Below are 24,307 nucleotides of genomic sequence, written 5' to 3' on the forward strand. Positions count from 1 at the left end.
ATGTGTTAGGCACGCCGCCAGCGTTCGTTCTGAGCCAGGATCAAACTCTCCAATTGTATTCTTGGTTTGCTTGAACCGGCGTTCCCCGAGACCCGGCTAAGGAGTCTCGGCTCGCTGATTCGTCGGCACTTCCCTCTCGCTGCGCTTTTCAGCGCTGCTCTTGAGGTGAAGCGCCCTCAAAAAATTGACTGCGGGTTTCCGCAATCCATTACTACTTGGGCTTGCTATTTGGTTTTCAAAGACCGAGCCGCTTGTTGCGACTTTGTTGCTTGCCGGCTTGTTTCGCCCGGCGGGGTTGCAGCTTCTATTTCAGTTCGCAGTCAGCGTCAACTTCGCTTTTGCGTCCTGCGGGCTGCTTCGAAGTTCGTCGGCGCCGTCCAGTGACTTCCGCCGTTTCTTTTCGAAGGGGAGCGGCTTCTACTTCAGCGCCGCGTTCCCTGTCAACCGCTTGCTGTCAGCTTTCTTCACCGCTTTGCGTCCGTCGTGTTGCCTTCCGGACCGCTGCTTCTTCGGTGGGGCGCGGCTTCTATCTCTTCGCCGCGCTCGCTGTCAACCCGCTTGTTGACTGCCCTATTTTCTTGTCGGTGCTGCTCTCTCCCCGAAGTGCCTTCCGCGCCAGTGCGCGGGCTTCGAGGTGAGGGGCGCGGCTTCTACCTCTTCGCCGCGTTCGGGATCAACAACCTTCGTCGATCCTTTTCTTCCCCCCCGCGCTGATTTCCGAGGCCCGGGGGCCAGCGGTTCGTCGCGGGGGGTGCACTCTCTAACGCTTCAGGCCGATGACGTCAAACCCTCGTTTGAGCGGACCTGGTCATTGGCGCTCCGACGAAAGGAGGCCTGGACGCCTGGACGCTGACCGGGCTGCAGGCCACTCCCTCGGTCCGGACACGACAAGGCCCCCGACCCGGTGACAGGTCGGAGGCCCTTTCTCCCTACGGATGCCGATTTACGTCACGGCGTCGCGGGGTCGAACGTGGAGATGCTCCAGCCCATGCGCTCGTGGCCGAACTTGTTCCAGTCCGGGTTCTTGCCGTCGACGACCTGGGCGTCCGTGTAGGACGGCGCCCCGGAGCCGGAGCCGGAGCCGGAGAAGATGTTCACGCTGATGGTGGAGCCCGTGTACGTCGGGTGCGTGTTGTCCGACTGGATGTAGTCGTAGCTGGTGCTGCTGTTCGCCAGGTGGCCGTTCGCGTCGCGCAGCGTGCTGCGCAGGGTGACGCTGATGCGCTGGACGTAGGCGTCCTCGGTCTCGCCGGCGCGGTACGCGATGGCCGCGGAGTCAATCTGACCGTCGCCGTTGCGGTCGTAGTCGGAGGCCATCATCTCCGCGAAGGCGTCCGCGCACTTGAAGCCGTACTTCGCCGCCAGGTTGCAGGCGCGCCAGTTGCTGCGCGCCAGCAGCGGCAGGAAGTACTGCTGCTTGTTCACCTTCTGGCCCGTCGTCGCGTCCGTGCAGGACGTCAGCACGTTGTCCGCGTCATAGCCGGGGTAATAGATGTTGGAGATGACCTTCACCTTGGCGGTGGTCGCGTACTGGTTGATGGCCTGCATGCCACGCTCCATGTACGTGGTGCACGCCGTCAGCGCGTTCTGCAGGCCGCTGTAGTTACAGGTGCCGGTCTGGTCGGAGAACGCGCTGCGGGCCTGCAGGTAGTCGTTGCCGCACATCTCGAACATCACGACGCGCGTCCGGGAGTCCTGCATGTAGGAGCGCTCGGAGACGATCTTGTTGTTGTAGATGTCGTCCGCCTTCGCGCCGGACTTCGTGCGGCGGATGACCTCCACGTTGGTGCCCCACTTCTTCGCCGCGTACTCACCTTCCACCACCGGGGCCGCACGACGCCCCACGCTGGTGATTCCGCCGTTGTAGCCGGCGAAGATGGAGTCGCCGTAGGCCACCACCCGGTACGTCTGCGACGCCGAGCGGTTGATGGTCCACGACGTGTTCTGGTTGATGGTGCTGGCCATCGCGGTGCCACTGAGGGTGGTGGCGGCGAGGACGGCGGCGAGGGACAGCCCGCTGCGACGAACGGACATACCGGCTCCTGAAGAGGTAGGGGGTTCCCGCCCCGGCAATGGGGAGAGGCCGCGCACGGTACACGGGTTTGACTCTGGAATCACTCCTCAGACCTGAATTAACCCCGCAATATGTATTCCATGTTGAACACGAATTCCGCCACGGTGCGTCAGAATGGAGCCGTTGTGTCCCCATTGCTGACGCAGCGCTTCCGGTTGACGCATTGTTTCACGGCTAGAGTCCAGCCATGAACCTCTCCGGGAGTGCTCGAGCGCTGGGCCAGTGGCTGCTGTTGGGCGCCATCGTGGGGGGCGTGTGTGGCGTGGCGTCCGCGGTGTTCCTGGCGCTGCTGGAAGAGGCCACGGAGTTCCGGCTGGCGCATGAGTGGCTGGTGTACGCGCTGCCCGTGGCGGGACTCGTCCTGGGTGCGGTGTACGGCCGGTGGGGCGCGTCCATCCGGGGCGGCAACAATCTGGTGCTGGACACGGTGCACGCGGGCGACGCGGTGATTCCCCTTCGCATGGCGCCCATGGTGCTGCTGGGCACGGTGCTCACACACCTGTTCGGCGGGAGCGCGGGACGCGAGGGGACCGCGGTGCAGATGGGCGCGAGCCTGGCGGACCAGATTGCCTGGCGCTTCCGTGTGACTCCTGACACCCGGAGCGAGCTGCTGGCGGCGGGCATCGCGGGCGGCTTCGGTTCGGTGTTCGGCACGCCGCTGGCGGGCACGGTGTTCGGCCTGGAGGTCGTGTGCGTGGGCCGGCTGGGCTACGAGGCGCTCCTGCCCGCGCTCACGGCTGCTGTCGTGGGCGACATCGTGACTCGCGGGCTGGGCATCCATCACACCGCGTACCCGGTGCCTCAGGCGCTGGCGCTGACGTTGCCCGTGCTGGGCAAGTGGCTGGTGTTCGCGGTGGGCATCGCGGGCGTGGCGGTGGCCTTCATCGAGGGCACGCATGGACTGAAGCGGGTCCTGGAGCGCCGTGTGCCGTGGCTTCCCGTGCGCATGGCCCTGGGCGGCCTGGGGGTGGTGGGGCTTTGGAAGCTCGCGGGCACCAGCGACTACCTGGGCCTGGGCGTGCCCGGCATCCTTCGCGCGTTCGAGGATGTGTCGCTGCCTTGGGGCGCGTTCGCCTGGAAGCTCGTGTTCACGGTGGTGACGCTGGGCGCGGGGTTCCTGGGCGGTGAGGTGACGCCGCTGTTCTTCATTGGCGCGGCGCTGGGCAACGTCCTCGCTCGGCTGTTGGGACTGCCGGTGGACCTGGGCGCGGCGGTGGGCATGGCGGCGCTGTTCGCGGCGGCGGCCAATACGCCGCTCGCGCTGTCCCTGATGGCGGTGGAGCTGGTGGGCGCCTCCGTGCTGCCTCACGTGGCCATCGTCGCCACGGTGGCGTACCTGCTCACCGGCCACCGGGGCATCTATCCGTCGCAGCGCATCGCCCGGAAGAAGCTGGGCGGGCCTCTGCTGGACCGTGTTGTCGCGTTGCGCGACCTGCACGAGGCGCCCCGGAAGGAATCCGAGGCGCCTCGCTGAGTGGGCGCTACTTGCAGGTGAACGACCAGCGACACGTGCCGGAGGCGCACTCGCGATCGCTGGAGCAGGCCGCGCCCCGGCCTCGCTTGTTCACGCACTTGCCGGAGTTGAGCCCCCAGCCGCAGAACTGGTTCGCTCCGCAGTGCGAGTCGCTGTCGCAGAGGCAGCTTCCCGTGGGGTTCAGGTAGCAGTCCGCGCTGCAGCGGTCGGTGGTGCACTCGCGGTCGGACTTGCAGGTCTGCCCGTAGGCCTTGGAGCGCGGCGTGTAGCACCAGCCCACCGCGTTGAAGCAGCCTCCGCAGGCTCGAGAGAGACACTGGCCGTCGCGGCTGCACGACGTGCCGTCCGTCTTGCGGTCCACGCAGTCGTTGTCGCCGGGGTTGCCCGGGATGTCGTTCTGGCAGTAGCGGGACATGCCGCAGTCGCCGTCGTCATTGCAGACGCAGCGGCCGTCGAAGGTGGCGCAGAGCACGGAGGTGCACTGCTCGCTCTGGCACTCGTCGTCGAAGCGGCAACCCTGGCCCAGCGTCTTGGAGTCCGGTGCGTAGGCCTTGCCGCAGACGGTGGGGTACGCCTTCTCGCGCTCGTCCGGCGGCACCCACTGCGCGATGCCTCCCGTGTCGATGTCCAGCGCGGGGTCCGCCATGCTGCCGTTGCGCGCGGTGCTCGCGGTGCGCTCCCACATGCGGATGAACAGCTCCGCCGAGCGGTCCAGCGGCGTGGTGTCCGCGCCCAGGTTGCGCACGTCCCGGAGCAGGTCCGGCAGGAGGCCCACGTGGGCCAGGCCCTGCTCGTCGAACGGCGTACCCAGCCTGCCCGGTGCCTCCAGTTCCTGCTGGTGGGCCTGGGCGTCCGCCTCCGCCTGGAAGCCCGCGGAGCATGCGCCGTTGGGGCCAAAGCGGGGCCGCGTCTGCTGGATGAAGCCGTTGAAGTCCGCGCCGAAGGCCATGGGGACCTTGAGGCCCTGGCGGCCGTACTCGTAGGCCTGCGCGAAGGAGCGGCTGGAGCCCTGGCAGTCGTTGGCGATGTTCGCGGGCGTGTACGTGCGCGTCTCGTCGTGCGCGGTGCGCAGGCCGAACATGCCTCCCGTGCGGCGGAGCATCTGCACCACCCAGGCGGGCGTGGTCTTCTCGTGCTGGGCGAGCTTGCCGTTCATCACCTCGCGGAAGTGGCCGTGGCTGATGAAGAGCGGGTAGTAGCGGTTCGCCTGGGAGACGGCGTACGCGTCACGCACGCTCTTCTCCGACAGGTGCGCCAGGTCGATGAGCATGCCCTTGTCCATCATCGCCTGGAGGAGCTGCTGTCCGTCCGCGGTGAGGCCCTTCACGTTGCGGCACTGGGCGTCCACGTCGAAGCCCAGCGTGAAGCCGGAGGCGGTGATTCCGCAGTCGGTGTCGATGTGGCAGTTCTCCAGGAACTGCGCGGCCTGGAAGATGGCGTTGTGCGGGGCCGCTCCTCCGAAGCGGTTGTCCAGCTGGTGCACGGGCTGGAGCGTGCGCACGCCCAGCGCGTGGAAGCGGTTCAGCTCCGCGCGCCAGTCCTTCGCGCCGAAGAGCTTGCTGGTCTCAATGGAGAGGACCATGGCGAGCTTGCCTTGCGAGATGATCCGCCTCGCGTCCGCGGGCGACAGGGCGATCTCCACCCAGTCGTTGGCCGCGTCGAAGGCGCGGGCCATCTGGAGCTGGACCTCCACGTCCATCATCTCGTCGCAGGCGCGCTTGCGGTTCTGCGGGGGCAGCGCTTCGCAGAGGAAGCCGTTGCTCACTGCGGACACCACCACCAGCGACATGCCTCCCTGGTGCGCCTGCTTGAGCCACCCACCCCAGGACTGCTGGTGGGCGATGGTGTCCCAGCGGGGCCACTCCGTGCCGGGCTGACGGCGGCCCATGTGCAGGCCGGTGTCCCCTTCTGTTCCTTCAATCTTCCCGATGAACTCCGAGCCCACCGCTCCCGCGACTCCGAAGAGCTGGGACAGGATGGGGACTCCGCTCAGGTCCACGCCTCCGGAGTTGGGACATAGGTTGAGCAGGCCACTCAGGTCCATGCGGACGCGGGCGTGGTCGCTCTCGGGCCAGCCTCCGTCACAGGTGTCGAGCGCGCCGTTGACGCCGCCGTGGAACCAGCCGCCTCCGAAGGCCTCCTCGGCGAACATGTGGTGGTGCAGCTCGGCGAAGCCCGGCACGTCCACGCCCTGCTTCTGGGTGGTGGGTTGTGGCGGGGGCTCCAGGTCCTCGGTGGGGGCACAAGAGAGGGAGGCCGCCAGCGTCAGAGCCAGGGGACTCCAGCGGAACCATGGGAGGGGATGGGACACGAACGCTCCGGGATGAGGGGAGCGTTCACATGCTTCAGCCCGGACACCGCGTGCAAGACGCGGTGTCCCAGAGTGTGTTCAGTGCGCGGTCTGAGCCGTCAGCTCTCTTCGCCTCAGCTCCGGGGTGGCCACCTGGAACTCCGTGGGCAACATCCTCAGGATGCGTTCGCGACGGTAACGGGCGTTGGTCAGGCGCTGCTCCAGGGCGGCCTTCTCGGCTCGGGTCGCCTTGTCGGGCGTCACGGTGCGCTGGGTGAGTGCCGTCAACCTTCGCGATACTTCTTCAATCTCGCGGTCGATGAGCACCGGCTGGATGTTCCGCTTCGATTTCGCCTTGCGGCCCTGGGCGTTGTTTTCAATCCAGACCGGCAACACTGAGACATCCGCCAGGGACACCGGGGCTCCGGGCTCTGCCCTGGTCACTCCGACTCGCAGGAGCAGGGTGTCCCGCTTGTCTCCGTCCTTGCCCAGTTGTCCCTTCACGTGCCGGTAGAAGCGCGCCTGGTTCGCCACCAGGTTGCCCAATGAGTAGGCGATGAAACCCCGGCGCCCGGACTTCGTTGTGTATGCCTCCAACGGCTGGAGCACGTGCGGATGGTGGCCGATGACCGCGAAGGCTCCTGCTTCCAGGAAGGCCTGCCCCAAGGCCCTGTCCAACGGATGCGGCGTGTCCGCGTACTCGCGCCCCCAGTGCCCCATCACGAAGAGCGCGTCACACTTCGCTGCCGCTGCTCGCACCCGCTCCAGCGCTTCCTCCGGCTTCAGCCCCCTTCTCGAGGCGTGCTCCGGGTAGGGCAAGAGCGCTACGTGCGGCGCGTCCGCTTCCTTCGGGTTGCTGAAGCCGTTCAGGCTCCTCGAGAAGGAGAGGAAGCCCAGCTTGATGCCTCGCACCTCCATGAACACCGGCTCCCAGGCCGCGTCTCTCGTGAGCCCCGTGCCCGTGTGGCGCAGTCCCGCCGCGTCCAGGTTTCGCAGCGTCTCCACCAGGCCTTCCACGCGCTGATCCCTTGCGTGGTTGTTGCCCGTGGACACCACTTTCACTCCGGCGTTCACCAACGCCTGCACCATCGCTGGAGGCGCGTTGAAGACCAGCTCCTGTGTGAAGGCCTTTCGCTCGTCCGTGACCGGCGTCTCCAGGTTCACCACGCCTACGTCCGCCGTGCGCAGCACGTCCGACATCGGCCCGAAGACGTGGTCCCAGCCTTCGTGGTTTCCACTGCGCGCGTGGGCCTTCGCCACCGACTTCACCTCGCCGTGCGGAATCACGTCTCCGCCAAAGACGAGCTCCACTCGCGCGGGCGCGGCCATCCCCCACAGCGGGATGAACAGCAGCAGGGCCCCCCACCCTCGCATCAGTCCTGCTCCCGCACTCCGATGAAGACTTCCCGGTTCCAGGGGTCCCTGCGCGTCGTCGCGGGACAGCCGGCCTCTTGCATCCATTCGAGCCAGTCGTCTCGCCGGAAGAGTCCGAAGCGGTGACGCTCCTGCGACATGCTCACCGTTCCGTCCGCTTCGCGCAGCAGATAGGCGAACGCGGTCTCGAACGTCTCGTCCTCCGGATCCGGATCCCAGGTCCACATGAGGTAGCGCATTCCTCTCCCGTCCGGCCCGTCGTGGCCTCCGGACTCGGTGAGGGGCTCGAAGGTCTCACGCACGCAGTCCGGCAACAGCACGACCCGGCCTCCCGGACGGCAGTGCGCCGCCGCCGTGTGGACCGTGGCTCGCGCGTCCTCGCGCTCCACCGCGTACATGATGGCGTCGTGCACCATCACCCGGTCGAACGTGCGCCCCAACCGCAGCGTGCGCATGTCCCCTACGCGGTGCTCGCACTCCGGGTTCACCTTGCGGCTCACCGCCACCATCTCCGCCGAGCGGTCCGTCAGCGTCAGCGTGAAGTGCTTCTTCAGGTGGAAGGCCAGGCTTCCTCCGCCCGAGCCCAATTCCAGCATCGTGCTCGCCGGGCCCTCCTCCAGATGCAACATGGGGAGCAGGTCCTCCGCCTCCTCGCCGTACTCCTCTGGTGGCGAGAACAACGGCCACCAGCCGGCAAGGTCGGTGTAGAGCTGGGGCTCCTCCACGGGAGGCGGGAGCACGGTGCGCAACGACGCCATGGATGACTTCCTCGGAGATGGGGCACCGTTCTATCGCCCGGACAACCCGTGCGTCCATGAGGCCTAACGGACCTGGATGGCGTCCGCGACCACGTAGGTCCCCGCCGTCACCCAACGGCTCAGCTGGACCTTGTTCCACCCCGCCGGGAAGCTCCACGTGCCGAGCGTGTTCCACCTTGCGCCGTTGACCGTCTGGTTCACCTTCACGTTCGCCAGCTGCGTGCCGGAGGCGTTCGTGACGATGAAGGGCGCCGCCGTGGAGCGGTCGCTCGCCGCCGTCCACCACGCGTCCACCGTCTTCGTTCCCGCCGCGGACAGGTAGAACCAGAACGTCGCCGGCTCCGACACCGCCGCTCCCGGAGACACCAGGTAGCTGGTGCCGTAGTAGCCCGCCACGTTCGTGGAGGACGCCCAGCTGGTGCCCGTGAGCTGGATGTAGCCCTTGGACTGGTCGTTGTTCGCGTTGTTGCTGTCGATGACCAGCCCCGTCGATGAACCACCGCCGGACGTCCACAGGTACGTCACGTCCACCCAGTCATTGTTCGACATGCCCAGGTCCAACCAGAACGTCCCGTCCGCGAGGTCGATGCCCGCGGGGTTCGCCGGCCGGCGACCGAACTGGTCCAACCCACCGTTGAAGTTGTCCTGGTATGCCGCCTGCGCCTCCGGCTTGCCCTGCGGCAGCGTCTTCCACATCTCGCGCACGCTGGACGGGTTCCAGTAGTCGTCCTTCGTGTTCCACGGGCCCACGTCCCAGACGGACGTCGTCGCGCACTTCGCCGTCTTCGAATAACAGACGCGCACCTGGTACTCGGAGCCTCCGTTCGACGCGAGGCCTCGCCGCGATGGCAGCGCCACGAAGCGGTCGTTCGTCTTGATGACGTGGCCGTTCGCCGTCGTGCCTCCCACCAGACCCTCACGGGTGGCGTAGACGCGGTAGGTCAGCGGCGCGAGCGTCTGGAGCCCCTCCTCCGTGCCTCCTTCGCGCCAGCCCTCCAGGCCCACCTCCTGGACCACCGGACCGCGGCCTCGCTCGTCCGCGATGAGCGCGAGGCGCACCTGCACCTCCGTGCCCGAACGGGGCAGGCGCACGGTTTCGTCTCCCGTGGCGGTGCGCCATTCGCTCCAGGCTCCTCCGGAGGTTCTCACGCGCACGTCCACTTCGACGCTCTGTCCCAGGCCCACCGTCGCCTGGACCCGGGGACGGAAGGTGTCCACGGGCTGCTCGAGCTTGCGCGCCGGGAACTCGAAGAGGCCTGTGAGCCGGCTCAGGCCTTCGGGACGGCGCATCACGGCGTTGGGTTCGTAGAGCAGCCCGTCTCGTGTGCCCACGAGCTCCGACGTGCCCGTTCCGGCGGAAAGGTTCTCCGTCCAGTGCTGCGCGCCGGGCTCCGCTGCCTCCACTCCTTCCGCGAAGACCGCGCCCAACATCACCGCCATCAGGGTGGACCGCCACGACGCGCGCATGCCTGGACTCCCGGGAAATGGACAAAAACGTTTAGACCGCTCAACGTTTAAATCCGTCTTTCCCGGTTCTCAAGAGCCAAGGCGTGAAACCGCCGTGGCTCGGTGCATCACGTCCCGTTGATGACGGAGCGGAGCCACGGCGTGTACGTGGCCACGTTGGTGAACATGGAGAACGTGTTGCACTGGTTGGAGCCGAACGCGCTCACAATCCCATACAACTTCCCGTTGAAGGCCAGGGGTCCGCCATCGTCCCGGGTGCAGACGTTCGCGGTGGCGCTCGGCGCCGTGCACAGCACCGCGCCGTTGACGTAGTCGCTTCCCACCATGTCGCGGCAGGTGGCCGTGGAGGTGATGCTCAGGCTCACGCGCTTGAGCGCATCGGAGGTGGGCGCTGTCGGCGTGCGCCCCCAGCCGCTCGCGACGTACGGCACTCCCATGGGCGCGGGCGCATCCGGCAGCGTCAGCGTCTGAACCGCCTGTGACAGGTTGAAGGGCTGGGCGAGTTGGAGGAGCGCGACGTCGTGGGCCCACCCGTCGTAGGACGGGTGCATCACCTTGCGCGACACCGCTCGGTACTGCTCGTCCGCCTCCACCGCGCCCAGCCGCAGGTCTCCCGCGTAGATGCGCATGGACGCGGGGGTGACGCCCTCGACGCAGTGGGCGGCCGTCACCACCCAACCGGCCCGGATGAGCGTGCCGCCACAGGTGAACGCGCCCGTTACATGGAGGCGCACCTGATGGGGCAGCTCGTACCGGGCCGCGAGGCCTCCGCCGATGATCTCCTGGGTCTGGACGCCGGGGACAGCTACCTCATCCGGCGCTCCACCACAGGCGAGGAACCCCAATGCCATCAACGCGGACGCGAAACGAGATGTCTTCATGCGGTGAGACATGAAGGATTCATGCCTCACCGTCAATCCAGCAAATCGCGACTAGTCAGTCCACTGACTTCGTGCCGAAGAGGCGGTCTCCCGCGTCGCCCAGGCCGGGCAGGATGTAGCCGTGCGAGTCCAGCTTCTCGTCGATGGCGGCGGTGAAGACTCGCACGTCGGGGTGGTGCTCGCGCAGGTTCGTCAGGCCCTCCGGACACGCGAGCAGACACACGAAGCGCAATGAGCCCGGGCGGCTTCGCTTCACTCGCTGGAGCGCCGCCACCGCGGAGTTGCCTGTCGCAAGCATCGGGTCACAGACGATGACGTCGCGGTCCTCCAGGTTCGCGGGCACGCGGTAGTAGTACTCCACCGCGCTCAGGGACTCCGGGTCGCGGTACAGGCCGATGTGGCCCACTCGCGCGGAGGGGACGAGTTGCAACAGGCCGTCCAGGATGCCCTGCCCCGCTCTCAGGATGGGCACCAGCACCAGCTTCTTGCCGTCCAGCGCCCAGCCCGTGGTGCGCGCCATGGGCGTTTCAATCTCTTCCTCGCGCAGCTTCAGGTCTCGCAGCGCCTCGTACCCGAGCAGGAGGGAGATCTCCTCCAGCAGCGCCCGGAAGGACGCCGTGCTCGTGTCCGTCCTGCGCATCACCGTCAGCTTGTGCTTCACCAGCGGGTGATCCACCACCGTGCAGTTCGGGAAGTCCATGCGTCCTCCTCTTGGATTTGGGTTTCAGAACACCGTGCCGTCACTGCGGATGCGGATGGGCGGCACGCCTCCGGGGCGCAGCTCCGCCGCCACCCGGCGGCCCGCCGTCCACGTGCCGCCCTGGAGCACCTTCGCCAGCGGCAGCTCCTCCGCGCTCAACTCCAGACGCCCTCGCACCAGCGCTGCAACCCGGTCCAAGAGCGCCACCGTCAGCGCCCGCCACTCCACGATGGGCGGGTCCCCCGGTCCGTAGACCTCCGTCGTCATGCGGGGGTCCTGCGGCACCAGCACTCCCAGGTCCACGAAGAGGCCTCCGTTGCGGTACTCCGGCAGGCCGGTGAGCGCGTCCAGCTCCGTCACCGTCACGCCCGCTTCCGCCAGCGGCTCCACCAGCGAGTACGCCAACCACTGGGACAACTTGTGGAAGGGCACCAGCGCGTCCGCGCTCCCGGGTGGCCCGAGCGCTGGATGCGGCCAGACGTCTCCCAGGTTCACTCCGTCCACCGTCGTGCGACCCGGCCAGATGGGGCCCAGCACCTCCAGCACCGTGCCCAGCACCTCCGCCGCTCGCACGCTGCGGCGGTGCGCGGCCAGCATGTCGAACAGCGTCCCCGGCCTGGGCAGCACGCGCGACAGCGCCTGCATGAGGTGCAGCCGCCCCTCCACGCCCAGGAGCGGATTGGATTCCGTCACCTGGAAGCCGCGCTCCAAATGCTCGCGCGTCATGCGGCCCAGCGCCTCCGCGTCCGCTCGCAGCGGCCGGTCCGGATCCGAGGAGAAGCCGCCCGCCATGAACATGCGCAGCGACGCCACCGCCAGTCCCTCCGAGCGCACGTAGGACGCGCCTCCGGGCTCCTGGTAGCGCCACGCGGGCCCGCTGCCCGCGTCCAGCAGCACGCTCACCACGCCCAGGTCCACCTTCGCCCTCGCTCGCTCCTCCGGCGGCAGCGGGGCCAGCCTCGCCTCCAGCTGCGCGAGCCTGGGCACTCCTCCCGCGTCGAAGTGCCTCCAGCGGCTGTGCACCGGGATGTCCAGGCGGGGGTACGCCTCATGCGTCACCGCCAGCACCCGGTCCACCACCGTGGGCAGACGGGACGGCTCCACCCGGAAGTACTCCAGCCGGCCGGCGAGCCCCAGGTCCAACACCTGGTGACAGCGCTCGCGGATGGCCGCCGGGCTGCGCAGCCACGCCACCGTGGGGGACACCTCCTGCACCCGGATCGCGTCAAGCATCGAGGTCCCGTCCCTTCACCTGCGCCAGCTCCCCCGCGTCCGCCACCGGCCCGCGCGTGAAGTAGCCCGCGGCCTTCTTCGCCTCCATCTCCACCTTCGCGTCGGCCGGGATGAGCCCGTCCGGGATGGGCACCCGCTCCAGAATCTCGATGCCCGAGCGCACGATGGCGTCGTGCTTCATGTCGCTCATGGAGATGAAGCGGTGGATGCGCGTGATGCCCAGCCAGTGCAGCACGTCCGGCATCAGCTCCTGGAAGCGCATGTCCTGCACGCCCGCCACGCACTCCGTGCGGTGGAAGTACGTGGCCGCGGAGTCTCCGCCCTCCTGGCGCTTGCGTGCGTTGTAGACCAGGAACTTGGTCACCTCACCCAGCGCACGGCCCTCCTTGCGGTGGTAGACGATGAGCCCCACCCCGCCCTGCTGCGCCGTCCGCACGCACTCCTCGATGCCGTGCACCAGGTAGGGCCGGCAGGTGCAGATGTCGCTGCCGAAGACGTCCGAGCCGTTGCACTCGTCATGCACCCGCGCCGCCAGCGGCACGTCCCGGTCCGCGAGCGAGTTGATGTTTCCAAACACATACAGCGACAGACCGCCGATGGGCGGCAGGAAGACGTGCAGGTCCGGGCGGGTGATGAGCTCCGGGTACATGCCACCGGTGTGCTCGAAGAGGCCTCGGCGCAGCGCGCCCTCCGTGAGGCCGAAGCGTTCGGCGATGCCGGGCAGGTACCAGACGGGCTCCACCGCGGCCTTCACGACCTTCACGTCACCGTTGGCAGCGACGAGGTCGCCGTCCACCTTCAGGCGCCCGGCGGCCATGGCCTCACGCACCTCCGGCATGTTGATGTGGGCCCGGGTGACGGCGATGGTGGGCCGGTAGTCCACACCCTGCTCGGCGTAGGCGCGGAACACCTGCGACGCCACCGCGCCCCACGGGTCCAGCGACACGATGCGCTTGGGGTCGCTCCACGCCGGATGCGGACCCACCTGCGCCGCCGGCGAGGTGTTGGTCAGGTCCGCCTTGTGGTCCTGCGGCAGCTTGCCCGCGGACACCGCCAGCGCGCGATAGATGGAGTACGCGCCCGAGTGCGTGCCGATGACGTTGCGGTTCGCGGGGTCGGAGAGCGTGGCCACCACCGGGCCCCGGCGCAGCGGCTCCGACTCGCCCCAGCGCAGGGGGACTCCGGGTGCCTGGCCATCAGGATGGGACGTGAGACGGATGTGATTGACCGGCTTCTTGTCAGCCATGGGTGCACCCTCCTCGCGGGGCGCGTGGGAAAAGACAGATGTCTGGGAATGGGCGAAGCAGCGGCGTCAACTCATCCAGGAGCCGTCGGTGCGCGTGGACCACTTGCGCGTCACCTTCTTGAGCTGGCTCCAGAAGTCGAGGCTCGACGGTCCGGTGATGTCCCCGTGGCCGAACTTCGACTCGCCCGTGCCGCCGAAGGAGAAGGGCTCGCGCGGCACCGGCACGCCCACGTTCACGCCCACCATGCCAGCCCTGGCGCCCTCCACCACCGACTGGGCCACCGCGCCGTTGGTGGTGAAGATGGACGCCGCGTTGCCATAGGGCGACGCGTTCTCCACCGCGAGCGCCGCCGACAGCGTGGGAACCCGCACGATGGAGAGCACCGGGCCAAACAGCTCGCGCCGCGCGGCCTCCATCTCCGGACGTACGCCGTCCAGCACCGTGGGCCCCAGCCAGTGGCCGTTCGCGTAGGCCTCACCCGCGGGCCGCTTGCCTCGCCCGTCCAACAGCACTCGCGCCCCGTCCGCCTGGGCCCTGGCGATGGCCGTCTCCAGCCGGTCCACCGCGCCCCGGTCGATGAGCGCCCCCATGCCCGGGCCGACCTCCAGACGGGATGCCCGCCGGAGGATGTCGTCCACCAGCGGCTGCACGTCTCCCACCGCGAGCATCACGCTGGCCGCCATGCAGCGCTGGCCCGCGCAGCCGGTGAACGAGTCCACCACCGCCTGCGGCGTGAGCTCTGGATCCGCGTCCGGCACGACGATGAGGTGGTTCTTCGCGCCGCCCAGCGCCAGCACGCGCTTGCCGTGGCGGCTGCCCTCTACATAGACGTGCCTCGCGACCGGGGACGAGCCCACGAAGGCCAGCGCCTTCACGTCCGGGTGCTCCAGCAGCGCGTCCACCGCGGGCTTCGCGCCGTGCACCACGGAGAAGACTCCCGGCGGATAGCCGGCCTCCACCATCAGCTCGCCCATGGCGGTCGCGGTGAGCGGCACCTTCTCCGATGGCTTGAGGATGAAGGCGTTGCCCACCGTGACGGCGATGGGGAACAGCCACAGGGGCACCATCGCGGGGAAGTTGAACGGCGTGATGCCGGCGACGACGCCCAGGGGCTCGCGGCGGTATTCGCAGGTGACGCCCCGGCTCACCTCCAGGTGCGCTCCGCCATCCAGGTTCTGGAGCGACAGGGCGAAATCACAGACCTCCATCCCCTTGAGCAGACCCGCGCGGCCCTCCGCCACCGTCTTGCCGGATTCGCTCGCGGCCAGGTGCGCGAGCCTTTCCAGGTGCGTCTCCAGCAGCGTGCGGAAGCGTTGCAGGAATTGGGTGCGCTCCCGCAGCGGGGTGACGCGCCAGCCTTGCGCGGCGACCTTCGCGGCCTCCACGGCCTGGGCCACACCGGAGGCGGTCGTCAGCGGCACTCGGCCGATGAGCGCGCCTGTATATGGACTGCGGACCTCCTGCGCGGACGCTCCGGACGGAGAGACCCACTCTCCGCCCACGAGGTTGCGACAAGAGACCACGCTCTCGGGTAACCGAACAAAGGACACGCGCACCCCCCCGGTGTTGCGTGACAAATGGGCGGCAAGGATAGACGCAACCCCGGAAGCCAGGGCAAGGCGGGGAGCGTCACCGTGTCCGCGCCTGATCGGAAGCGATGGATCTCCCCAGGTTGCTGTGTCGTAAACCCGACCGATGCGCGGGTGCGCGAACGTGCGCGCCGCGCTTCGTCAGGCCTGGGAGAGCATCCGCTGGTGCCGCTCCGACAGCGCGGAGAGATCCGTGAGGGTGCGCAGCTCCGCGATGGCGGTGGCGTCCTCGGTGTCCGGGTTGAGGCCGAGCGAGATGGCCTCCAGGTACAGCTCCAGCGACAGCAGGAAGCGCGAGTCCGCGGTGAGGGGGTCGCCCTGCTCGCGCATCAGCTCGCCGTCCTCTCGCACCAGCTTCGCGAGCATCCGCACGCGCGAGGCGGTGCCGAGCAGGCGAGAGGTGGACTCGGCGTCCGCGAGGACGAGCGCGCCGTACTCCATGCCCAGCACGGTGAGGGAGGTGTCGCGGATGAGGGCGCGTGCGTCCCCGTACCGCTTCTCCTTCCGGGCCTTGAGGATGCTGGCGATGGCGGCGACGAACTGCTCGATGGCGCGCTCGATGAAGTCCTTGCGGAGGGACATGGGTCCCGCAAGGTAAGCCCGACCCGGGGCATCCGCACGTTTCCCACCGTGGGGGCACTCTTCTGTCACATGAAACCCAGGAGGTTTCTTGGCTTCAGTGCCTTGGCGTGAGGGGGGAGTGTCCGGTGGACGCACTCCCTTTGCCCGGGAAGCGCGGCGGCACCTGTGTAGCGCGTGCCGCCGCCCATCACCCATCCAGGGCCCGCGGCCTCAGTCCGCGATGGACCACGAGTCCGCGCAGGGCTCGATGTCCGACGGGTTGTAGATGCTCGCCAGCGTCGGCGTCATGTTGCCCGAGGAGGGGATCTGCGCCACCAGGTCATCCCCGATGAAGAAGCCCACCACGTAGCTCTCCATCTGGGAGCAGACCCCCATCTGGAAGACCGGCGCGGCGTTCGGCTGCACATCGAAGGCCTCCAGGTAGACGACGCCCGACAGGCCGACCCGCTTGTAGAAGACGACGATGTCGAACCAGTCCGCCGAGGTGAGGTTGCGCACCGTCACCGTATAGATGTCCTCCAGCAGCGCCCCGGACGAGGACGGCGTCCCTCCAGCCAGGATGGACAGCGGACGGGCCGTCACGGGACGGAGCGCGAGCAGCGCCCGGGCCTCCGCCGTGCCCGGAAGCGTCCCATCGAACTGGGACACCAGCCGCAACAACCCTACGTCCACGGGGTCCTGGGCCCTCAGGGTCACGGAGACGAGCCCCTCCGCCTGGATGCGAGCGAGCAGCGCCTGGGCACGCGCCGCCATCCCCTCCTTCCGCGACGACGTCCCACTCCCGGACGCCGGCCCCTCCGCGAGGACAGTCGTGGAACCCAGCAGCATGCACATCGAGGCAACGACGGTCAGCAACCGCTTCACTGGCAATCCCTCCCACTTGCCAGTGATTCCCAACTCCTACCAAATGGGCTCAAAGCTTTTCAAGATCTTTCCTGAATTTACCATCTGCGTATGGATTTTCGATTGAGGCTGGAAAGGCATTCCGGGAGCCGGCCCGGCGCCTCGGGGCACATCTGACAGGCTTCTGGGGCGCACCATGACAAACTGTCGCGGTCCCAGGAGGGGAGGCACCCCATCCTCGAGGAATCCCAGTGGGTTCCAGACGGCATAGCGATTGCTAAGCTTTCACCCAAAAGGAGTCAGGCCATGCCCCTGTCCATGATGAAGTCTGGGATTCGCGCCGCCATGCTGCTGTCTGTCTGCATTGCTGGAAGGACTGCCTGGAGCGAGGAGGTCCAGCTCACCGTCCAGGACGTGCCCCAGCCGCTCGCCGCCGCGGTGAAGCAGCTGGAGACCCGCGAGGGGTGGGGCATCACCTATGAGGAGCCGCCCGACAGGCCCGCGCCGAAGGGCTCCATCACCCTGACCTATGCCGTCACGGACGCCACCCGGACGGATGCCAAACTCCAGGAGGAGGTCCTCACGCGGCTGCTCGCGCAGCAGGCCGGGAAGGAGGCCCCGCGTTTCCGGTTGGTGCAGGCGGGAGGACTCTGGCACGTCACGCCCGAGCAGGGCTCTCCACTGGAGACGCCCCTCACCCTGCCCCGCCAGGAGCGCTCCCTGGGAGAGCTCCTCCGGCTCCTCTGCGCGGAGGTCTCGAAGCAGAGCGGGACGCAGGTCGAGCTGGGGAGCACGGCCGGGCTTCCGTTGGAGAGCCGGGTCACCCTGGAAGCCGTGACCCGGGAGCCCGCGCGGGCCGTGCTGGCGCGGCTGCTGAACACCCCTCCCCGGCGTGCGGCGTGGACCCTGAAGACGCAAGGCCCGGAGCGGAAGTTCATCCTTTCTCCCCACCGGATCTTCCGTCTCACGGGCGGCACGCCGACGACCGCCGGGAGCGCGCCGGGGCCGGCTCCATCGAAGTGACCCACCCGTGACCTTCGGATGAGGAGGGCTTCCGGCGGGATTGAACGACCAGACCCAAGGTCCGGTTGCGTATCCCGTTCAAGCGCGGATCCACGGGAGCCCCGGAGGATTCGCGCGCCCCCCGACGTCATTCATCTGGAGAGTCCACCGTGGGAGCGCCTTTCGCTCGCGCACAGCTGCGTCCGTTGTCCGAGGCACCGGTCCTGGAATGGGGGATCCGGTGGGACGTCACCGACTCCGAGCGCATCCGCATCATCCTCGCCACCGCCGCCGCGATGGGCTCGTCCGCCCTGCTGCGACGGGGAGACATGGCGTCGCCGCTGCGGCTGGAGACGCTGGAGCTGGAAGGCGGAGTCCTCCACTGGTCCGGGCTGACGGTGGATCCGGGCGCGGACGCGTGGGAGGTGGAGGTGTTTGGCCATGGCTGCGTCTACCGGATGCTCCTGTCCGGTGAGCCGGCGGAGCCGGGGACGTGGGTGACGCCGCTGCCTCGTCAGTTGATCCAGGTGCGCCGCCGGGCGCATCGGCGTGCTCCCGCGCCTCCGGACCTGAGCGTGCGCCTGCCGCTGCCAGGGTGGCTGGGCCGGGAGCGCGACGCGGTGGATGTGTCCCTGCATGGGATGGCGCTGCGGCTGGGGACCGGGGAACGCCTTTCGCCGGGCCGGGTGCTCCAGCCCATCGAGCTGCGCACGGCGGCGGGTGAGGTCCTGTCGCTGCGCGGAGAGGTGCGCCATGTGTCGGACCGCACCGATGGGGAGCTCCAGTGCGGGCTCCTGGTGACGCCGCTGACCGCCGAGGACTCGGAGCGCTGGCAGGCGCTGGTGGCGCGGGCCCTTCATCCGACGACTTGCACCGATGGCGCGCGGGTGGAGGAGCAGTGGCGGCTGTTCATCGACTCCGGCTACTTCAACCTGGCGGGCAGGTCCGTGGAGGACTTCGAGTCGCGACGGCGGAGCTTCATCGAGCTGGGCCGCCAGGCCGGTTCGATGGGCTCGGTCCTCACCGAGGTGGTGTGGCCTTCCGAGCGTGGCTTGGAGGCGACCCTCTCCGCGATGAAGCCCTACCGCTCCGTGTGGATGGTGCACCAGCTGGCGCGGCGTCAGGACGCCACGCGGTTCGAGCGCCTCAAGGGGCAGATGCTGCGTGAGCTGTACGTGCATTGTGTGGAGCACGCGCAGCGGGACAGCGGGTTCCGGTGGTTCGCGGCGTACATCGAATCGACCGTGCCCTTCACGTACCGCTCGCACGTCGGCTTCGCCGAGCGCATGGCGGCGACGGGGCGGACGCTGATGCTGCCGATGCGAATGATTGACGTCGAGTGTGGCCATTCCCCTGCCCCGCCGTCGACGGGGCTGGAGCTGGGGCCCGCGACGGAGGCGGAGCGGAGGCTGCTCGTGGAGCGGATCGCCCTCACCCGCCCTGCCTGCTACGCCGAGGCGTTGGACCTGCGCCTGGAGACGCTGGACCTGCGGGACGTGACGCGGGCCTGGCAGGCGGTGGGCCTGGAGCGCGAGCGGCATCTGCTGGTCGCTCGCGAGGGCGCGAAGCCGGTGGCGGTGGCCGTCCTGGAGTCGGGGTCTCCCGGCACCAATCCCTTCGGGCTGCTGGACTCCGTGCGGGTGTTCGCGCTGTCGCCGCGTGCCCGGCAGGCCTATCCGGCGCTGATGGATGGGGCTCGCCGCTGGTTCGCCCAACGGGGCCGCGACGGCTTCACCTTCCTGGCTGAAGAGGCTGGCGACGTGGAGGCCGCGGGCCTGCATGACACCGCGCCCGACGCGAAGCCCTACCTGTGGCTCATCCCCGCCGACCTCGCTCCCGAGTTCCTGGAGCACATCCATGAGCAGACGGCGCCCCGTCCGCTCTCCCACCCCCAGAAGGAGCTGTCATGAGCCTCGTCCAGACGCAGTACCTGCCGCACGCCATGGAAACCCGCGCCCGCCTGGAGACGGAGCCCGTCGTGCGCACGCTCCTGTCGCCGGACATCACGCCGGACCTGATGGCGCGCTTCCTCATCGAGTGGTCCGCCCGGGGCGCGTACATGACCGAGCCCGTGGACGGATGGATCCGCGGCGCCGGTGAGCGCTGCATCGCGCTGGGCCAGGAGAAGGTGGGCCGGCAGCTCATCACCCACGCGAAGCACGAGGCCGGCCACCACCTGATGACCCTCCAGGACGCGCGCGTGCTGACGGCGCAGTGGAACGCGAGCCACGCGCGGAAGCTGGACGCGGATGCGCTGGTTGCCCAGGCGCCTACGGCCGCCATGCGCGAGTACCGGCAGGTGCACGACGAGGCCATCACCGGCGACCTGCCGCTGGGTCAGGCCGCCATCGAGTACGAGGTGGGCTACCTGGCGGTGGTGCTGGTGCCGCGCATCCTGGCGCGCGTGCGCGAGGTGCTGGGACAGGGGACGCTGGACACGCTCACCTTCCTGCGCGAGCACGCGGAGGTGGACGTGGGCCACACCGCGCTCAACGAGCGGATGATGGAGGGGATGCTGAGCACCCATCCCGAGGAAGGCCGGCGGCTGGCGTCGTTCGGCTCGCGCGGTCTGGACTGCTACCTGCGCTTCCTGGGTGACTGCATGGAGGCGGCGCGCCGGAGCGTGGGCGGCGTCACCGCCGCGGCGGCCTGACGTCTTCCCGGAGGGTCACGGAGCCGCGTGGCTCCGTGACTTCCAGTACTCGCGTTGCGCGGGCACGGAGATGAGCTCACGCTCCGGATAGCGCAGCGCGGTCAGCTTCCCTCCGAACACACAGCCCGTGTCCACGCAGAGGGTGTTGTTCACCCATTCGGCTTCAGGCACGGGGGTGTGGCCGTACACGACCGTCGCCGGTCCCCGGTAGTCCCGGGCCCAGTCGGCTCGCACCGGCAGGCCGTAGGCGTCCGCCTCGCCGGTGGTCTCTCCGTAGAGGGCGAAGTCGCGCACCTCCGGGGTGTCCCGGCCGTGCATGGACTCCTTCAGGCCCGCGTGCGCCACCACGAGGTGGCCGTCGTCCAGGACGTAGTGCGGCGAACGGGCTTCGATGAAGTCGGCGACCACCTGGGAGAATCCGGGCGGCTCACGTTCCAACTGCTCCAGCGTCATCGCGAGCCCGCGCGCCACGCGCACGTCCTTGCCACGCAGCTTCTTGAGCAACTTGATTTCGTGATTGCCCGGCGCGCACAGCGCCGTGCCCGCCTCCACCATCCCCATCACCAGCCGCAGCACTTCCACCACGCCGGGCCCCCGGTCCACCAGGTCGCCCAGGAACACCACCTTGCGCCCGGCGGGCGTGCCCACGTCGAAGCCGGGGGCTCCGTCCGCTCGCGGCGCGACCGTGTAGCCCAGCTCCGTCAGCAGGGCCTTCAGTTCGGTGAAGCAGCCGTGGATGTCTCCGATGATGTCGAAGGGGCCGTGCTCGTCCTGGCGGTGGCTCGGCAGCGGGCGGTGCTCGAAGGCCACCGCGCCCACCGTCTCCGGCGTGAGCACGTGCACGTGCCGGATGCCTTCCTTCGTCAGCCCCTTCAGCGCGTTCTGGAGCTGCTGCAACTGATTGCGCAGGGCCCGGGGACTGGTGTGCGACCCGGAGCGCGTGCGGTTGCGCTCCAGACAGAGCGCTTCCGGCGTGTCCATGGCCACCGCGACCAGGGCCACGTGGTGCTCGCGTGCCAGGGTCACGTAGTGACGGCGTGACTCGGCGCTGAGGGGGACGCCGTCGATGACGGTGAGCGTGCCCTTCGCGAGCCTTCGCGCCACCTCGTCGTGGAGCTTCGTTTCGTTGCCCGTGCCGGGCAGCACGTCCTCGGGGAGGAAGTGCGCGTTCGCGAGGGTGGACTTGCCGGAACCGGAGGGGCCCAGGAGCAGCACGAGCGACTGCTCGGGAATGGGAATCATCATGGTGGGAACACCGGGGTGGGGGTCGGCGTACCGACCGGCGCCCCTTCCGGGGCAGGGCGCACGCCACGACTCCGGCGCGCGATCCCTTCCAGTGCCCGGGTCACACGAGCGTTCGCGGACCCTCCGGCGTCAGACGGGATGCGCAATCCACGGATGAACGCGTCCCCGCCTGACATGCGTCACTTCAGGGGCAGCAGGTACGCCTCCAGGAACACCTCCGGACGACGGTCCATGTCGCCTTCCGGCACACGCTGGTAGCCCCGGCGCTGGTACATGCGCGCGACGCCCACGACCCCCTGGCGCACGTGGAGGGAGATGGCGTCCACGCCCCAGTGCTTCGCGAGGACCTCCGTCTCCGCCAGCAGCGGCTGGGCCAGGCCCTGGCCGTGGAAGCGCACCGCGGTGGCCAGGGCGCGCAGGTCCGCCGTGCGAGGCAGCCAGGCCTCGGTGCCGGGCGCGCCGGGCGGATACAGGGCCACCGTGCCCGCGATCTCTCCGTCCACTTCCGCCACCAGGATGGTGCACACCTTGCGCCGGGAGGCGATGTCTCGCAGGAACGCCTTGCGCTCGTCGGAGTAGACGATCTCCGGCAGGTGCTTCGCGTACTGCGTGACGTAGGCGTCCACCAACAGCTCGCCAATCGCCTTGTCGTCCTCGGGCCGCGCCTCGCGGATGACGGCTCGCTTCACCACGTCCGTGCTCATGCGACGCCCTCTAGCATGACGGCCCGGGCCCACGCGGCGCATCCGGGCAGGCAGCCAGTCTTGTACCTCCCCCGTCCGACACGGGCCCGACCTGGCTACCAGGACCGGGGGTCCGGGCCCCGGTCTTCCGAAACCTGTCCGACTGTCGGACAGGTTCGTGCGCTGTGCCTCCGGCGGAGAGGGTCTGCTGTCTTGGCGCGTTGCGGCAGGCGCGCTACGCCTGCCCCCGCGCCTACCTCCTCCGCGCGGGCACGGTCACGCGAGCGTGACGACGACGCATGCCGCCGAGCGCCCAGGCCGCGAACAACAGGCCCCCCGCGACCGCCGCCGTGCCGCCTCCGCCCGTGGTGCAGCCTCCCGCCTGCGCGTCACCGACCGCGGCCGGCGCCACATCGGAAGTGGAGCCGGGCGACCCCTTCGATGGGCCTCCCGCGGCTTCATCCGGCTTGGGCCCCGTGCCTCCGTCCGCGGGGCTTCCCGTTCCCGGCTGCTGCGTGTCCGGAGTCTGGGTCGCGGTCAGCTCCTCGTAACGCTGGATGAGCTTCAGCCTCGCCGCGTCGAACGCGGCGCCGTCGTCCGTCACTCGCGACGCGGCCGGGATCAGGTCCCTGGCCACCTTGCGCGCGAAGTCCGGGTCTCCCGCGTCACTCACCGCCTTGAGCCACTCGTAGTCCTGCATGCCCTGACGGATGAGCTTGAGCCGCAGCGAGGCCACCGGCACGTCCGTCTTGCCACCGATGGCTTCCGGCGTGCCCGGGTAGAAGAGCGTCCCGTCCCCGTTGCCGTTGAAGCGGTACTGGTCCGACCATGCCGTGGAGAGCATGCCCACCGACTGGTAGTAGAGCTCGCCCGTCGCGCCCTCCAGGAACGTCACCCACTCCATCGCGCGCGCCTTCGCCGCCGACCGGTCCAGCATGTACGACGGCCAGCCCGCGCCCGGCTGGTTCTCCGGCGCGTTGGTCCCATACGCACAGCCGTGGCTCATGCAGCTCTGATACATCCACAACGCCGTTCCAGGACGCTCCAGGAAGTTCGTGTACGTCCCCCGCTGGTCGCCCTGGAAGTTCGCGTCCGTGCCGTCCAGGTGGTTCACCAGCGGCACCACCGTGTCCACCGTGCCCTCCAGGCCGTTGGCCTTCAGCTCGCGCGAGTTCGTCGTCAGCAGCGTGCGCAGCCCGGGCGCAGCCTGGCGCACCAGCTCTCCCGTCGCTTGCACCTGAGCGAAGGGCGTGCCGTAGGGCGGTTCGTCCCCCAGCTGCACGTAGGCCCGGTCCAGCCAGCCCTTCTCCTTCATGTGCGCCGTGAAGTCCTTCAGGTTCGCCGCGTCGAGCGGACCCACGTACTCCAGGCTCGTCATCCGCGCGCCTTGCAGGCGATTGGGCGCCGTGCCCTCCAGGTACGGTCCCCACGTCGCGTCGAAGGCGCTCCACTCCGGCGGCCACGGCTTGCGCGGGAAGAGGCTGGAGAGCGTGAAGCGGTGCTCCAACGCCATCCGCTGGTAGCGCGTGAGCAGCGGCTGCAGCTCCTCCGGCGTGCAGTCCTCGCGGCCCGTGTGCGCGCGGCACACGTGCGGCGGCCAGAGCAGGAACGCGGACGGCAGTGAGGACGTGCTCGGCAATGCCGCGTCCACCACCGTCAGCCTCGCCGTCACCTGCCGCTGGAAGCCTCCTTCCGCCTCCACCGTCACCGTGCCCGTGTAGTCGCCGGGCGGTGCGTCCTCCGGCACGTGCACGTCCACCCAGAGGGCCCGTGCCTCATTCGCGGGCACGTCGAAGGGGAAGGCGCTTCGCGTCTCTCCGGCGATCTCGTCCGTGTCCGGCACCAGTCCGTCCGGCCACGCGCCCACGGACTCGCCCGCCACCGATGCCTGCTTCGTGGTGACCAGCGCCTCGCGGTACAGCGTCACGTCCGGCCCCGTCAGCTTCGCGGGCCCTTCCAGCGAGGGCAGGTTCGCGCGCACGCCCTTCAGCCCCGTGTCACCGCCTTGCAGCGCGACCTGGAAGGAGACGAACTCGTTGCGCGCGGCGGTGAGCCGCACCTCGGTGGCGCTCCGGGCGGCGGTCTCCGGCCGCACCTTCACCATCATCCCCTCACCCCACACGGCGGGCCCGGCCGCGAACACCGGCAGGGCCACGGTCAACGACAGCAGGGCAGCACGGAACGGTCGAATCGAAGGCATGAAGAAACCAAC

The 24,307-nt window shown here is 68.9% G+C and carries 19 protein-coding genes; 4 read left to right on the forward strand and 15 right to left on the reverse strand.

The window, feature by feature from the left end:
- Positions 1–948 precede the first annotated feature (948 nt).
- Entirely contained in the window at positions 949–2,034 is a 1,086-nt protein-coding gene (locus D7Y21_RS15650; RefSeq protein ID WP_120564765.1) for an SGNH/GDSL hydrolase family protein, read from the reverse strand.
- A gap of 227 nt (positions 2,035–2,261) precedes the next feature.
- Here D7Y21_RS15650 and D7Y21_RS15655 point away from each other — a divergent pair, with 227 nt between their 5' ends.
- Positions 2,262–3,548: a chloride channel protein gene (locus D7Y21_RS15655; protein WP_121714096.1), complete on the forward strand. Its 1,287-nt coding sequence runs from the start codon at positions 2,262–2,264 to the stop codon at positions 3,546–3,548.
- A gap of 7 nt (positions 3,549–3,555) precedes the next feature.
- Here the strand turns inward: D7Y21_RS15655 and D7Y21_RS15660 are convergent, their stop codons facing one another.
- The 11 genes from D7Y21_RS15660 to D7Y21_RS15710 all read right to left on the reverse strand — a co-directional run bounded on the left by D7Y21_RS15660 (position 3,556) and on the right by D7Y21_RS15710 (position 16,422).
- Entirely contained in the window at positions 3,556–5,859 is a 2,304-nt protein-coding gene (locus tag D7Y21_RS15660; protein ID WP_121714098.1) for a membrane dipeptidase, read from the reverse strand.
- 78 nt (positions 5,860–5,937) lie between these two features.
- Positions 5,938–7,212, reverse strand: a complete 1,275-nt coding sequence (locus tag D7Y21_RS15665; protein WP_121714099.1) for a CapA family protein — start codon at positions 7,210–7,212, stop codon at positions 5,938–5,940.
- Positions 7,212–7,970: a class I SAM-dependent methyltransferase gene (locus D7Y21_RS15670; RefSeq protein WP_121714101.1), complete on the reverse strand. Its 759-nt coding sequence runs from the start codon at positions 7,968–7,970 to the stop codon at positions 7,212–7,214. Before D7Y21_RS15670 ends, D7Y21_RS15665 begins: the two co-directional genes overlap by 1 nt.
- Before the next feature lie 63 nt (positions 7,971–8,033).
- Positions 8,034–9,437: a hypothetical protein gene (locus D7Y21_RS15675; protein WP_121714103.1), complete on the reverse strand. Its 1,404-nt coding sequence runs from the start codon at positions 9,435–9,437 to the stop codon at positions 8,034–8,036.
- A 107-nt stretch (positions 9,438–9,544) separates the two neighbouring features.
- Entirely contained in the window at positions 9,545–10,318 is a 774-nt protein-coding gene (locus D7Y21_RS15680; protein WP_158627294.1) for a trypsin-like serine protease, read from the reverse strand.
- Positions 10,319–10,373: 55 nt separating this feature from the next.
- Complete coding sequence (upp, locus tag D7Y21_RS15685; protein WP_120564758.1) at positions 10,374–11,018, reverse strand: uracil phosphoribosyltransferase; 645 nt, start codon at positions 11,016–11,018, stop codon at positions 10,374–10,376.
- A gap of 24 nt (positions 11,019–11,042) precedes the next feature.
- Positions 11,043–12,251, reverse strand: coding sequence for a URC4/urg3 family protein (locus D7Y21_RS15690; protein ID WP_121714107.1), 1,209 nt, complete (start codon positions 12,249–12,251; stop codon positions 11,043–11,045).
- On the reverse strand, positions 12,244–13,497 hold the full coding sequence (locus D7Y21_RS15695; protein WP_120564756.1) for a GTP cyclohydrolase II: 1,254 nt from the start codon (positions 13,495–13,497) through the stop codon (positions 12,244–12,246). Before D7Y21_RS15695 ends, D7Y21_RS15690 begins: the two co-directional genes overlap by 8 nt.
- Before the next feature lie 66 nt (positions 13,498–13,563).
- Positions 13,564–15,048 (reverse strand): CoA-acylating methylmalonate-semialdehyde dehydrogenase, encoded by a 1,485-nt coding sequence (locus tag D7Y21_RS15700; RefSeq protein ID WP_121714141.1) that lies wholly within the window; start codon positions 15,046–15,048, stop codon positions 13,564–13,566.
- Between the two features lie 180 nt (positions 15,049–15,228).
- Positions 15,229–15,669: a hypothetical protein gene (locus D7Y21_RS15705; RefSeq protein WP_120564755.1), complete on the reverse strand. Its 441-nt coding sequence runs from the start codon at positions 15,667–15,669 to the stop codon at positions 15,229–15,231.
- 210 nt (positions 15,670–15,879) lie between these two features.
- Positions 15,880–16,422: a hypothetical protein gene (locus D7Y21_RS15710; protein ID WP_121714109.1), complete on the reverse strand. Its 543-nt coding sequence runs from the start codon at positions 16,420–16,422 to the stop codon at positions 15,880–15,882.
- Between the two features lie 396 nt (positions 16,423–16,818).
- Here D7Y21_RS15710 and D7Y21_RS15715 point away from each other — a divergent pair, with 396 nt between their 5' ends.
- The 3 genes from D7Y21_RS15715 (at position 16,819) to D7Y21_RS15725 (ending at position 20,167) form a co-directional block, all read left to right on the forward strand.
- On the forward strand, positions 16,819–17,535 hold the full coding sequence (locus D7Y21_RS15715) for a hypothetical protein (protein WP_121714111.1): 717 nt from the start codon (positions 16,819–16,821) through the stop codon (positions 17,533–17,535).
- Between the two features lie 149 nt (positions 17,536–17,684).
- Positions 17,685–19,424: a PilZ domain-containing protein gene (locus D7Y21_RS15720; RefSeq protein ID WP_147469293.1), complete on the forward strand. Its 1,740-nt coding sequence runs from the start codon at positions 17,685–17,687 to the stop codon at positions 19,422–19,424.
- Positions 19,421–20,167, forward strand: a complete 747-nt coding sequence (locus tag D7Y21_RS15725; protein ID WP_121714114.1) for a hypothetical protein — start codon at positions 19,421–19,423, stop codon at positions 20,165–20,167. Before D7Y21_RS15720 ends, D7Y21_RS15725 begins: the two co-directional genes overlap by 4 nt.
- Before the next feature lie 15 nt (positions 20,168–20,182).
- On the opposite strand, the gene D7Y21_RS15730 is transcribed toward D7Y21_RS15725, so the two are convergent.
- From D7Y21_RS15730 to D7Y21_RS15740, 3 genes are all read right to left on the reverse strand, one after another.
- Positions 20,183–21,412 carry an AAA family ATPase gene (locus D7Y21_RS15730; protein ID WP_121714116.1) on the reverse strand — a complete coding sequence of 410 codons (1,230 nt, stop codon included), beginning with the start codon at positions 21,410–21,412 and terminating at the stop codon, positions 20,183–20,185.
- A 179-nt stretch (positions 21,413–21,591) separates the two neighbouring features.
- A complete protein-coding gene (locus D7Y21_RS15735; protein WP_121714118.1) occupies positions 21,592–22,116 on the reverse strand; it encodes a GNAT family N-acetyltransferase in 525 nt (174 codons plus the stop codon).
- A gap of 232 nt (positions 22,117–22,348) precedes the next feature.
- The gene (locus tag D7Y21_RS15740; RefSeq protein ID WP_121714120.1) at positions 22,349–24,295 is read right to left on the reverse strand and encodes a DUF4091 domain-containing protein; all 1,947 of its coding nucleotides are present in this window, start codon (positions 24,293–24,295) and stop codon (positions 22,349–22,351) included.
- Positions 24,296–24,307: the final 12 nt, after the last annotated feature.

It is taken from the genome of Corallococcus sp. AB045 (assembly GCF_003668895.1).
GTDB classification, from domain to species: domain Bacteria; phylum Myxococcota; class Myxococcia; order Myxococcales; family Myxococcaceae; genus Corallococcus; species Corallococcus coralloides.